This window comes from Rhizobium sp. SG741 (assembly GCF_012275435.1).
Classification (GTDB): domain Bacteria; phylum Pseudomonadota; class Alphaproteobacteria; order Rhizobiales; family Rhizobiaceae; genus Rhizobium; species Rhizobium lusitanum.
This window is the reverse complement of sequence record NZ_JAAZQP010000001.1, coordinates 260,698-272,853: the sequence shown is the minus strand read 5'-3', so window position 1 is coordinate 272,853 and position 12,156 is coordinate 260,698. Positions and strand designations below refer to the sequence as shown.

The 12,156-nt window shown below is 61.3% G+C and carries 11 protein-coding genes; 8 read left to right on the top strand and 3 right to left on the bottom strand.

The window, feature by feature from the left end; translation table 11 throughout:
- Nucleotides 1–119 precede the first annotated feature (119 nt).
- From FHT29_RS01355 to hemH, 4 genes are all read left to right on the top strand, one after another.
- The gene (locus tag FHT29_RS01355) at nucleotides 120–506 is read left to right on the top strand and encodes a hypothetical protein (protein ID WP_037196397.1); all 387 of its coding nucleotides are present in this window, start codon (nucleotides 120–122) and stop codon (nucleotides 504–506) included.
- A gap of 27 nt (nucleotides 507–533) precedes the next feature.
- Nucleotides 534–857: a hypothetical protein gene (locus tag FHT29_RS01350; protein WP_168599023.1), complete on the top strand. Its 324-nt coding sequence runs from the start codon at nucleotides 534–536 to the stop codon at nucleotides 855–857.
- Between the two features lie 147 nt (nucleotides 858–1,004).
- A complete protein-coding gene (locus FHT29_RS01345; protein WP_168599022.1) occupies nucleotides 1,005–3,107 on the top strand; it encodes a 5'-nucleotidase C-terminal domain-containing protein in 2,103 nt (700 codons plus the stop codon).
- A 97-nt stretch (nucleotides 3,108–3,204) separates the two neighbouring features.
- On the top strand, nucleotides 3,205–4,239 hold the full coding sequence (gene hemH, locus FHT29_RS01340) for a ferrochelatase (RefSeq protein WP_047555335.1): 1,035 nt from the start codon (nucleotides 3,205–3,207) through the stop codon (nucleotides 4,237–4,239).
- 31 nt (nucleotides 4,240–4,270) lie between these two features.
- Here the strand turns inward: hemH and FHT29_RS01335 are convergent, their stop codons facing one another.
- Nucleotides 4,271–5,179 (bottom strand): S1C family serine protease, encoded by a 909-nt coding sequence (locus FHT29_RS01335; protein ID WP_047555444.1) that lies wholly within the window; start codon nucleotides 5,177–5,179, stop codon nucleotides 4,271–4,273.
- 322 nt (nucleotides 5,180–5,501) lie between these two features.
- On the opposite strand from FHT29_RS01335, the gene FHT29_RS01330 reads away from it, so the two are divergent.
- Together FHT29_RS01330 and FHT29_RS01325 are read left to right on the top strand one after the other, a co-directional pair.
- On the top strand, nucleotides 5,502–6,518 hold the full coding sequence (locus FHT29_RS01330) for an SPFH domain-containing protein (RefSeq protein WP_037196393.1): 1,017 nt from the start codon (nucleotides 5,502–5,504) through the stop codon (nucleotides 6,516–6,518).
- A 1-nt stretch (nucleotide 6,519) separates the two neighbouring features.
- Nucleotides 6,520–6,978: an NfeD family protein gene (locus FHT29_RS01325; protein WP_037196392.1), complete on the top strand. Its 459-nt coding sequence runs from the start codon at nucleotides 6,520–6,522 to the stop codon at nucleotides 6,976–6,978.
- On the opposite strand, the gene FHT29_RS01320 is transcribed toward FHT29_RS01325, so the two are convergent.
- Entirely contained in the window at nucleotides 6,979–7,974 is a 996-nt protein-coding gene (locus FHT29_RS01320) for a KpsF/GutQ family sugar-phosphate isomerase (RefSeq protein WP_037196391.1), read from the bottom strand.
- 197 nt (nucleotides 7,975–8,171) lie between these two features.
- On the opposite strand from FHT29_RS01320, the gene FHT29_RS01315 reads away from it, so the two are divergent.
- Nucleotides 8,172–9,704, top strand: a complete 1,533-nt coding sequence (locus FHT29_RS01315) for an outer membrane beta-barrel protein (RefSeq protein ID WP_168599021.1) — start codon at nucleotides 8,172–8,174, stop codon at nucleotides 9,702–9,704.
- Between the two features lie 120 nt (nucleotides 9,705–9,824).
- Here the strand turns inward: FHT29_RS01315 and galU are convergent, their stop codons facing one another.
- A complete protein-coding gene (gene galU, locus FHT29_RS01310) occupies nucleotides 9,825–10,712 on the bottom strand; it encodes a UTP--glucose-1-phosphate uridylyltransferase GalU (RefSeq protein ID WP_168599020.1) in 888 nt (295 codons plus the stop codon).
- Nucleotides 10,713–10,915: 203 nt separating this feature from the next.
- Here galU and FHT29_RS01305 point away from each other — a divergent pair, with 203 nt between their 5' ends.
- Nucleotides 10,916–12,139 carry a lytic murein transglycosylase gene (locus tag FHT29_RS01305; protein WP_047555333.1) on the top strand — a complete coding sequence of 408 codons (1,224 nt, stop codon included), beginning with the start codon at nucleotides 10,916–10,918 and terminating at the stop codon, nucleotides 12,137–12,139.
- Nucleotides 12,140–12,156: the final 17 nt, after the last annotated feature.

The window sequence follows — 12,156 nt, the reverse complement described above, 5'->3', positions numbered from 1 at the left end:
GTTACGCAAGCGGGATAAATCAAGCAGTTGCGTTCTCAAGCCTTGCTTTAACCCAATAGCCGCGCCATCTTTCTCGCAACCGATACGACAATAGACCGCCTTCATCGCGGGAGATATTTATGAAGATCAGAACCGTGCTTTCCCTCGCAGCCGCTACGGCAGCCTTGTCCGCCTGCGTCGATTTCGGCGGATCGAGGCCGCCGCCGATGGCGATGAACCCCGGCGCGCAGCCACGGGCGAACTCGGTGGAAGGCAGTTGGGCGGATTCGAACGGTCTGAGTTCGACATTTTCGGCCGGCCGTTTCGAGACGCACACGACCGACGGCACAAACCAGCAGATGGCCTCCGGAACCTACACGACCGACGCTTCCGGCGTCGTCCAGATCAATCTCTATTCGAACATCAAGCGCACCAGCTCCAAGGTGAACTGCTTCATGGCCAACCCCGGTCAGCTTAACTGCACTTCCGAGACCGGCGGACACTTCTCCCTCAACCGCCAGGGCTGAACAGGCCCGGCGGACGGATAAGACGTCATGCGCCGTATGATGGTGCTCTATCTGGCCCTCATCGCAGCATTGCCTTTCGCCGTCCTGGCCGCGATTCTCCCCATCAACAGCTACCGGGCTCAAGGTAACGAGGCGCTCGACTGTGACGGGCCGATGAGCGTCCTCATCTTCGCGCTGCCCGTCTTGCTGATCTATGGTGCCGGCGCGATCCAGCTTTATCGGGTCAGGCGTCGGCGTTTTCATCTCGCTGCGGCGCTCTGCTGCCTGCTTGTCTTTTGCGCTGTCGGCTGGAATGCCGCCACGGCATTGCTGGAATCTTACGGAGATGCCTCTATCGAAGCATGCTCTTGATCTGACGGCTCATTTCGTTGCTTTGTAAAATCCTAATGAAGCCCACAGCTTTCGCTTGCGCTCGCTCCGCCATGATGAAAACATCGACGTGGGGGACCGCCTTGGGGCATAGGCGGGCCGGATTGTAAGGACGAACAGGAGAGACAGATGAAGCAGCCCTTCGGAGTGGGTCTTTTGGCCGCCGCGGCATTGGCGCTCAGCACCAGCACAGCCTTCGCGGACTATCAGCTCAACATCCTGCACTTCAACGATTTCCATTCGCGCGTGGAGTCGATCAACAAGTTCGATGCGACATGCTCCGCGGCCGAGGAGGCCAAGAACGAGTGCTTCGGCGGGGCAGCGCGGCTGAAGACAGCCATCGACCAGCGCCGCGCAGCACTTGCCGGCCAGAATGTCGTGGTGCTCGATGCCGGCGACAATTTCCAGGGCTCCTTGTTCTATACGACCTACAAAGGTGCAGCCGAAGTCGAATTCCTCAACGATATGAAGATCGACGCCATGACCGTCGGCAATCATGAGTTCGATGATGGCGAGGGGCCGCTCGCCGCCTTCCTCGACAAGGCGCAATTCCCCGTCGTGACTGCCAATCTGGTAATTGACGATCAGTCGAAGCTCGGCAACCGTATCAAGAAATCGATCGTGCTCACTATCGGCGGCCAGAAGATCGGCATCGTCGGCGCAGTCACGACCGAAACGCCCGAACTCGCCTCGCCCGGTCCGCATGTGAAGATCACCGACGATGCCGCCGCCATCAGCGCCGAAGTGGACGCGCTGAAGTCTCAGGGCGTCAACAAGATCATCGCGCTCACGCATGTCGGCTATCCCCGTGACGTCGAAAAGATCGGCAAGATCGCCGGCGTCAGCGTCGTCGTCGGCGGCCACTCGCATACGCTGCTGTCGAACACGGATCCGAAGGCAGCCGGGCCATATCCGACCATGGTCGACAATCCGGCAGGCTATAAGGTGCCGGTCGTTCAGGCGGCGTCCTACAGCAAGTATCTCGGCGATCTCGTCGTCACCTTCGATGACAACGGCGCCGTCAAGGGCGCCAACGGCGATCCGATCCTGCTCGACTCCTCCATCAAGCCCGATCCGGCGATTGCCGCTCGCGTGCTGGAAATGGCGAAGCCGATCGAAGAGCTGCGCAAGAAGATCATCGGCAGCTCGCAAGGCCCGATCGAAGGCGCTCGGGAAATCTGCCGCGTTCAGGAATGCTCGATGGGCAATCTTGTCGCCGACGCCATGCTCGACCGTACCAAGGGCCAGGGCATCAGCATCGCCATCCAGAACGGCGGCGGCTTGCGTGCCTCGATCGGCGGCGGCGATGTCAGCATGGGTGACGTGCTGACCGTATTGCCCTTCCAGAACACGGTCGCGACTTTCCAGCTCACCGGCGCGAACGTAAAGGCCGCATTGGAAAACGGCCTCAGCCAGATCGACGACGGCGCCGGCCGTTTCCCACAGGTAGCAGGCCTCAAATACAGCTTCGACAAGTCGAAGCCGCCGGGCAGCCGGTTGGTCTCCGTAGAGGTGCAGGAAGGTACTGAATTCAAGCCGCTCGATCCCGAAAAGACCTACGGCGTCGTCAGCAACAATTACATGCGCGCCGGCGGCGACGGCTACACGGTCTTCGCGAAGGACAGCAAGAATGCCTATGACTTCGGTCCCAACCTGGAATCGGTGGTTGCCGACTATCTTGCCGCACACAACCCTTACAGGCCCTACACGGACGGCCGCATAACCCAGATCGCCGCAGCACCGGCTGCCGCCCAGCCCGAAGCGGCCAAGCCGGCCGAAACCCCGCAGCAGGCTGCGCCGGACCAAAAGCCCGCTCCGACACCCGCCGCTAGCAGCGCGGCAGCACCCAGCGCTACGCCGCCGGCCTCCTCGACACCCTCGGCGACAGCGCCCGCCGCCACCACGCCGGCAAAGCCTGCGGACACCCCATCCGCTCCGGCAACCTCGACGCCTGCTGCATCGGCACCTGCGACGGAAGCCCCGGCAACGTCAGCACCGGTGACGACGGCTCCTGCAACCCCCGCGCCGGCGACAGCCGCGCCGGCAGCCGAGGCCAGCGAAAAGCCGAAGACACCGGCAATCCACGTCATCGTCGCCGGCGATACGCTCTGGGATCTCGCCAAGACCTATTACGGAAGCGCCAAGCAATGGCACAAGCTTCTGGCCGCCAACCGCAATCTCAAGCCGCACCATCTCCCGGTCGGCGAAAAGTTGAGAGTTCCAGCCAAGTAAGACGATTTGTCTCGCGTGAGAGAGCCGGTCCGGGCTTTTCCGGGCCGGCTTTTGTTCCTATGTGAAGGACTTCGTTTCGTTAAAAGGAATTCAATCGATGACAGCAGACCTGACCACCTTTCCGCCCGATCACCCCAGCGTGAAATTCGGCAAGGTCGGCGTGCTGCTTGTCAACCTCGGAACACCCGACGGCACGGACTACGCCTCGATGCGTCGCTACCTGCGCGAGTTCCTGACGGATCGTCGGGTCATCGAATGGTCCCGCTGGAAATGGTATCCGATCCTGTTCGGCATCGTCCTCAACACCCGACCGCAGAAGGTCGGCAAGGCCTACGAGACGATCTGGAACAAGGAAAGAGATGAGAGCTTCCTTCGTACCTATACGCGCAATCAATCGGATCAGATGGCCGAACGCCTACAGGATCTACCCAATGTGACCGTCGACTGGGCCATGCGCTACGGCCAACCCTCGATCGGCGACCGCATCCAGGCGCTCAAGGATCGCGGCTGCGAGCGCATCGTACTCTTTCCGCTCTATCCACAATACGCCGCCGCAACGACGGCAACCGTCAATGACAAGGCGTTCGAGAAGCTAGCGAAGATGCGCTGGCAGCCGGCACTCCGCACCGTGCCGCAATACCACGACGACGACACCTACATCGAAGCGCTCGCCAATTCCGTGACCCGGCATCTTTCAACGCTGGATTGGCAGCCCGAGAAGATCCTCGCATCTTTCCACGGCATACCCATGTCCTACTTCAAACTGGGCGATCCCTATTATTGCTTCTGTCAGAAAACAGGTCGCCTGCTGCGCGAGAAACTCGGGCTTACCGAGAATCAGTTCATGGTCACCTTCCAATCCCGCTTCGGTCCGGAGGAATGGCTGCAGCCCTATACCGACAAGACGGTGGAACAGCTTGCCAAGGACGGCACCAAGCGCATCGCCGTGCTCAATCCCGGTTTTGTTTCGGACTGCCTGGAGACATTGGAAGAGATCGCCGAACAGGCCGCCGAATCCTTCCATCACAATGGCGGCGATAAGTTCACGCACATCCCCTGCCTCAACGACAGCGAGGACGGCATGAAGGTGCTGGAGAAGGTTGTGCGGCGGGAACTGCTCGGCTGGGTCTGACCGATCGCCAGGGGAATCCCGGCGATGACCTCTACTGCAGCTGCGGTTTCTTGAGAAAGCTGCCGCGGTCGGCGGATTTGATGCGCAACCAGGCCTCCCGGCCATTGCGCAGCACCCGCATCGGGATCTCGGCGCCGGCAGGCCCACTCTCCCATATCTTCCGATAGAAATCGGCCAGCCCATCCACTTCCGCGTCGCGGATCTCCGAGATGACGTCGCCGCGGCGCAATCCCGCCTTGGCCGCAGGACCGCCTTCGGTCACGCTCATGACAACGACCTCGCCATTGCTTTCGGCCGAGAACGCGCCAAGCCAGGGCCTCGGCGGTTTGTTGACGTGCCCTCGCTTGATCAGATCGTCCAGAATGGGCAGCAGCAGGTTGATCGGCACGACCATGTTGATATCGGCGCCTTCGCCATTCTGGGTCGCCATCTGCAGATGCAGTGAACCGACACCCAGAAGCTTGCCCTCCTCGTCCACCAGCGCGGCGCCGCCCCATGACGGATGCGCCGGCGCAATGAAGATTGCCTCGTCGAGCAGATACTCCCAGTAACCCGCGAACTCCTGTTTGGCGACAATCTTCGCCTCGACGAACTGGCCGACGCCGTCTGCGATCACCACCGGATCGCCGATCTCGGCCTTTTCGGCATCACCGAATTCCAGCGCGGGCACGTCGAGCGGGCCGAGCGCCTGCACCAGGCCAAATCCCGTTTCCTGGTCGTAGGCAAGCGCGTGTGCCGGCACCACACGACCGCTATTCGTCGTCAGCCAGACTTCCTCAGCCTCCGTGATGAGGTAGCCGATCGTCAACACCAGCCCGTTCCCCCGGATGACGACTCCGTTGCCTTCCCTGCGGGTGCCGAGCGTCGTCGCCGTGAAAGCGTCTTCCGGAATTGAGGCATGCACGGCCACGACCGACCGTAAGGTCCTATCCATATTCATAGCTTCACCCTGATGATGCGCAAAGGTTGGGCCCGAAAGGCTGTGTGGCAGCGGAGCCGGAGATTTCCCCATTAAAGTATGAATATCAACCGCCGGAAGCAAGACCCGGATCGCGATTGATTGATCGGGCCAAAACAATCTCAGGCACACCGGATCGTGTTCTTGGGCGACCCATTCCTCCCTTGTCGAGAACATGCTAACCCACCACATCTGATTGAGTTGCCGTCATGCGTTTTCGACCGAACGTACGGAGAACGATGCGGCAGCGCTTTACGTGACGCGAGAGGCCCGCATACCGTGGGCGCCTCCATGGAGGAATTCAATGGTAGTCGGTGGTTTCAGCATCTTCGTGGTTGCCCTGGTGGTCTTGGTCATCCTGGTGCTGTTTGCGGGGATCAAGACGGTGCCACAGGGCTATCGTTATACAATCCAGCGCTTCGGCCGCTACATCCGCACACTGGAGCCGGGCCTCAATCTGATCGTGCCCTTCATCGAGACGATCGGCGTGCGGATGAACGTTATGGAGCAGGTGTTGGCCGTGCCGACTCAGGAGGTCATCACCAAGGACAACGCCAGCGTCTCCGCCGATGCGGTCGCCTTCTTCCAGGTGTTGAACGCGGCGCAGGCCGCCTATCAGATCACCAATCTCGAAAGCGCGATCCTCAACCTCACCAAGACCAATATCCGTTCGGTCATGGGTTCGATGGACCTGGATGAGCTTCTTTCCAACCGCGACGCCATCAACGAGCGGTTGCTGCGCGTGGTCGACGAGGCTGTCGAGCCCTGGGGCATCAAGGTGACGCGTGTCGAAATCAAGGACATCCAGCCGCCGAAGGACCTGGTTGACGCCATGGGCCGACAGATGAAGGCCGAGCGTGAAAAGCGCGCCCAGATTCTCGAAGCGGAAGGGCTCCGTGCCGCGCAGATCCTGCGGGCGGAGGGCGCAAAGCAGTCGGCCGTGCTGCAGGCGGAAGGCCAGCGCGAGGCGGCGTTCCGCAATGCCGAGGCACGCGAACGCCTGGCGGAAGCGGAAGCCAAGGCGACCCGCATGGTTTCCGAAGCCATCGCCGAAGGCAATGTGCAGGCCATCAACTACTTCGTCGCACAAAAATACACCGAAGCCTTGACGGCAATCGGCTCGGCCAGCAATTCGAAGATCGTGTTGATGCCGATGGAGGCCAGCTCCCTCATCGGCTCGCTCGGCGGCATCGGCGCCATTGCCCGCGAAGTCTTCGGCGACAATGGCAACGGCGATGGTGCGCCGCAGCCTTCGCGGCCTCGGTCAGGCGCCGTTCGTACCACGCCTTCGGTCAATCCGCTGACGCCCAGGGAGAGCTGAGATGTTTGACGATCTCGTCGTGGAGCTCGGCCCCTGGAGCTGGTGGCTGCTGGGATTGGTGCTGCTTGCCGCCGAGTTGGTATTGCCGGGCTTCTTCCTCGTCTGGATTGGTCTGGCGGGCATCATTGTCGGGGCGCTGTCGCTGCTGTTCTGGGATGACGCCTTCTGGGTCTGGCAGTTGCAGTGGCTGGTCTTTGCGGCCGTTGCCGTGATCGTCGCCCTGCTCGGGCGCCGCTATTTCTACAACAACAACCAGGTCACGGACGAGCCCTTCCTGAACCAGCGCGGCGCAAGCCTTGTCGGCCGCACGGCAACGCTCGGCGAGCCCATAGCCGAAGGCCGTGGCCGCATCCGCCTCAACGACACCTATTGGACAGTCAAGGGGCCTGATTTGCCGGTTGGCACACGTGTCATTATCGTCGCCAGCAATGGCCGCGAACTTACGGTCGAACCGGTCTGATCAGGCAACCCCGATCCGCAACAGGTCGTGGAAATGGACGATGCCGACCGGGCGGCGCGCATCGTCGATGACGATCAGCGCCGAGATGTTGTGGCGATTGAGCACGGCCATCGCGCTGGTCGCCAGCGTCGTTTCCTTCACCGTCTTCGGATTGCGGGTCATCACCTCGTCGACGAGCATGTCGGCAAGGCTGGTGCCGAGATTGCGGGCGATATCGCCATCGGTGACAATGCCGCAGAGGCAGCCGTTTTCATCGATGACGCCAACGCAGCCGAACCGCATTTGCGACAAGGTCATTGCCGCCTCGGGCATGCCCGTGCCGAGATTGACCAGCGGCACGCGGTCGCCCTTGTGCATGATATCGGCCACATGCGAGAGGCTGGCACCGAGCTTGCCGCCCGGATGGAAAGTGCGGAAATCCTCGGCTGTGAAGCCGCGCGCCTCCAGCAGCGCCACGGTCAGCGCATCGCCGATGGCGAGCTGCAGCAGCGTCGAGGTCGTCGGCGCCAGCCCATGCGGGCAGGCTTCCTGCTCCTTCGGCAGCAACAGAACAACGTCCGACTCGCGCGCCAACGTCGAGGTCTCGCCCGCGGTAATGGCAATCATCGGGATCGAAAAGCGCCGGGAATAGGCGATGATGCCGCGCAATTCGGCGCTCTCGCCGCCCCAGGACATGGCGACGATGACGTCATCATGCGTGATCATGCCGAGATCGCCGTGATTGGCCTCGACAGGATGCACGAAAAAGGCCGGAGTTCCGGTGGAAGCGAGGCTGGCGGCGAGCTTGTTGCCGATATGGCCGCTCTTGCCGACACCGGTGATGATGACGCGGCCGCTGATATCGCCGATGATCTCCACCGCGCGGCTGAACGGACCGGCCAAACCAGCGGCGAGTGCACGTTCCAACGCCTCAAGGCCCCGTCTCTCGGTCTCGATCGTTCGCATCGCGGATTCGATCGCACCGTTCTCGATGAGTCTTACAGCTCTCTTATTCATGAGGGAGGCCTAACGCTTTTCTGCAAATCTGTCCACTGAAGATCGACTTTTGCCACCGCGACCGGCAGGCCGGGCGGCCTCAACAATATTACTGGCGGAATGCTCTCCACGGCCCTTTGGCAACCAAGCGTTAACCACGCAGCTTTACACTTGGGTAAGGATTTAAGGCATTTCCAGTAAGGTCAGATATAGGCAAAATGGGCATCGGCAAGAACAAGGCGGGTAACGGCACCCTCCGGCTGACGGCATGGGCGACATCCGCCATGCTCGGCTGGAGCGTCGCATTCGTCGCGCCGATGTCGGCCGACGCGCAATCGCTGTCCCCAGGCCAAAATCCGGACGACACCCAGACGATATCACCGGGCACGGACGCGACATTCGCGTCACCGACCGACCCGACGGCCGCGTCCTCGAGCAATACGCAACCGACGTCATCGACGAATCAGGCACCCACTGCTGCGGATGCGCCGCCCAATATGCGCCTTCGCCTCGACAGCGTCGATCCGACCACCACAGGTTCCACGCTCGACACCGATCTGCGTCGCGTCAACCTGCCCGAGACCAGCGTCGACGGGCTGAAGGCACGCCAGCATCCGGATCGCGAGGATGCACAGGGCATACCGCTCGGCACATTCACCCTGCGCCCCTCCGTCAACCAGTCGATCAATATCGAGCAAGACCGCACCGGCTCCACCAAGGACGACCGCACCTTCCTGCAAACGGACCTGCGCAGCACGCTGACATCGGATTGGGACCGGCATGCGCTGACCATAACAGGCGAAGGCGTTTGGCAGAGAAACATCAGCGGCACCGGCGAGGAAAAGCCGACGGTCAGCCTCAATGCCGACCTGCGCCTCGATCTTCCCGCCGATACCACCGCCCACATCACCGCCGGCTACCAGTTCTCCCGTGAGGACACCAGCGATCCGAACGCCATTGCCGGCGCCACGAAACAGTCGGCCGTCAACCAGTTCACCACGGGGCTGTCGCTGGAGCGCGACTTCGGCCTGCTGCGCGGCACGACTGCCGTGGAGCTGACCCGCACCGCCTATTCCGATGCCGTGCTCTCGGATGGAACCCAGGTTACGCTCAGCGACCGCGACCAGACCGCCGGCACATGGCGCGGACGCATCGGCTACGAGCTGTCGCCGGCCATCATCCCCTTCGTCGAAGCCGATCTCGGCCGCGCGGTCTACGACCAGACGCGCGACAGCAGCGGATATGCCCGCTCGAACCAGAGTTACGGCGGCAAGGCCGGTGTCGAGCTCGACCTCGGCGATAAGATGAAGGGCGAGCTCGGTTTCGGCTACCAGCACACGCAGTTCGACGATTCGCGCCTCGCCTCGATCGATTCGCCGACAATCGACGGTAATTTCGCCTGGTCGCCGCAGCGCGGCACCGATGTCAGCATCGGTCTTTCGACCACGGTCCAGCCCTCCACCACAGCCGGCGAAAGCGGCTACACCGCCTATCAGATCACCAGCACCCTGAGCCACCAGCTGCGCGACGATCTCACTGCAAAGCTGACGGGCGGAACGATCTGGCGCGACTATCCTTCCATCAGCTCCTTTGCCGACGAGACCGAATACGACGCCGCATTTGGCCTCACCTGGGGGATCAACCGTTACCTCGATCTGACCAGCAATGTCGGCTATCAGCTAACCTCGCGAAAGACCGGCGACGACACCCGCCAGCTACAGGCAGGTGTGGGATTGACAGTGAAGCGCTGATCACCACCTGAACCGTTCGTCGCAGCGTGTCTTGCGTTCACTCCCATCTTGTCATCCGAAACGAAATGAGGCCCGGCACATGCCGAGCCTCAGCTCTTTGTTCTCAACGATTTTGAGAACTTATTTCAGGGCCGTAATCAGCGCCTTCAGCTCATCCTCGATGGTCGGGCGGATATCTGCGCGCGCGAGCGCAAAAGCGACGTTGGCGAGGATGAAGCCATCCTTTGCACCACAGTCGAACGTCTGGCCCTGAAAGTGATAACCGGCGAAATCCTGCTGCTGTGCCAGCTTCAGCATACCGTCGGTCAACTGGATTTCATTGCCGGCGCCACGCTCCTGGCTTTCCAGGATACGGAAGATTTCCGGCTGCAGGATGTAACGGCCGTTGATGAAGAAGTTGGACGGGGCCGTGCCCTTGGCCGGCTTTTCCACCATTTCGGTGATGCGGAAGCCGTTGCCGATCGTTTCGCCGACACCGACGATGCCATACTTGTGGGTCAGATCCGGAGCGCACTCTTCAACGGCGATGACATTGCCGCCGCTGGTCTCATAAAGCTCGATCATGCCCTTCATGCAGCCCTTTTCGGCCCGCATGACCATGTCGGGCAGCAGCAGCGCGAACGGCTCGTCGCCGACGATCTCGCGGGCGCACCACACGGCATGGCCGAGGCCGAGCGGCTCCTGCTGACGCGTGAAGCTGGCCGTGCCGGCTTTCGGCAGCAGGCCGTTCAGCAACGACAGCTCTGCATTCTTGTTGCGTTGGCGCAGCGTATGCTCAAGCTCGAACTGAATGTCGAAGTAGTCCTCGATCACGTGCTTGCTGCGGCCGGTGACGAACACGAAATGCTCGATCCCGGCTTCCATCGCCTCATCGACGACGTACTGGATCACCGGCTTGTCGACGACGGTGAGCATTTCCTTCGGCACCGCCTTGGTCGCCGGCAAGAACCGCGTCCCCAGTCCGGCCACCGGAAATACTGCCTTACGAACTTTTTTATGCTGTCCCACTCATACCTCCTGGGCATTCACTAGCCTGGCGCCAAGCCATTCTCAGGGTCAGTAGAATAAATTTGCTACTGTTTTGCAAATAATGACTGACCCCGGCTTCCATGGTAAAGAATTTGTTGACTTCGTTCTTCTAGTGTCACGCTTGGATGAACGCTAAGAGCTTCGCCGCACCGAAATCCAACGATCGATGGACAAGGCTGTAGATGACCCCAAACCGCAAAAACTCCCTTCGTGGTCTCGCTCTGGCGCTCGCGTTCGCTGCCTTCGCGGGACTTGCTCCCGTTAACGCCAATGCTGACCCGGGGTTCCAAAAATGGATCGCGGGCTTCTACACGACCGCCGCAAAGAGCGGCATTACACCATCGACCTATCGCGATGCATTCGCCGGCGTGACGGACCCTGACCCAACGGTCCTTGAAAAAGCGCAGTACCAACCGGAATTCAAGTCCCAAATCTGGGATTACCTCGACTCCCGTGTCAATCCCTATACCGTGGATATTGGCCGGAAGATGGCGGTTAAATATGCGTCCACGCTCCGCTCGCTCGAGCAGCGCTTCGGCGTGGATCGAAATATCATGCTCGCCATCTGGTCGATGGAGTCGAACTACGGCGCAGTTCTCGCCAAGAACGATCGGCTGCACTACGTGCCCCGCGCGCTGGCGACGCTTGCCTATGCCGATCCGAAGCGCGCCAACTATGCCAAGAAACAGCTCATCGCAGCGCTGAAGATCCTTCAGAAGGGTGACGTGTCGCGCAAGGAGCTGAACGGCTCCTGGGCCGGCGCCATGGGCCATACCCAGTTCATCCCAAGCAGCTACCTGCTCTATGCTGTCGATGCCGACGGCAGCGGCCATGCCGATATTTGGAATTCCATTCCGGATGCGCTGGCGACGACTGCCAACCTGCTTGCCAAGAACGGCTGGGAGACCGGGCGCACATGGGGCTACGAGGTGGTCGTGCCATCTGGCGGCGGCGCACAGGCCGGCAAGACCCACACGATCGCCCAATGGGCCGCTCTCGGTTTCGTCCGCCCCAATGGCAAGGGCTTCCGTCAGACCTCCGACCGCGCGCAGCTGAAGATGCCCGGCGGGCCGGATGGCCCCGGCTTTCTGATGACCGGCAACTTCTTCACCATCAAGCGCTACAACGCATCCGACAGCTATGCAGTAGCCGTTGGCCTGCTTGCCGATCAGATCGCCGGCTATGGCGGCATGCAGCAATCCTGGCCGCGACCGAGCGGTGCGCTGAACGTGCAGCAAAAATTCGAGCTGCAGACGCGGCTGAAGCAGCTCGGCTATTATGACGGCGTCGTCGACGGCAATTTCGGATCCGGCTCGAAGGCGGCCATCGCCGCGGTTCAGCAGCGCATCGGCATGGATGCGGATGGCGAACCGTCCATGAACCTGCTGAACGCGCTGCGCAAATAGGCGGCCGCTATCAGCGC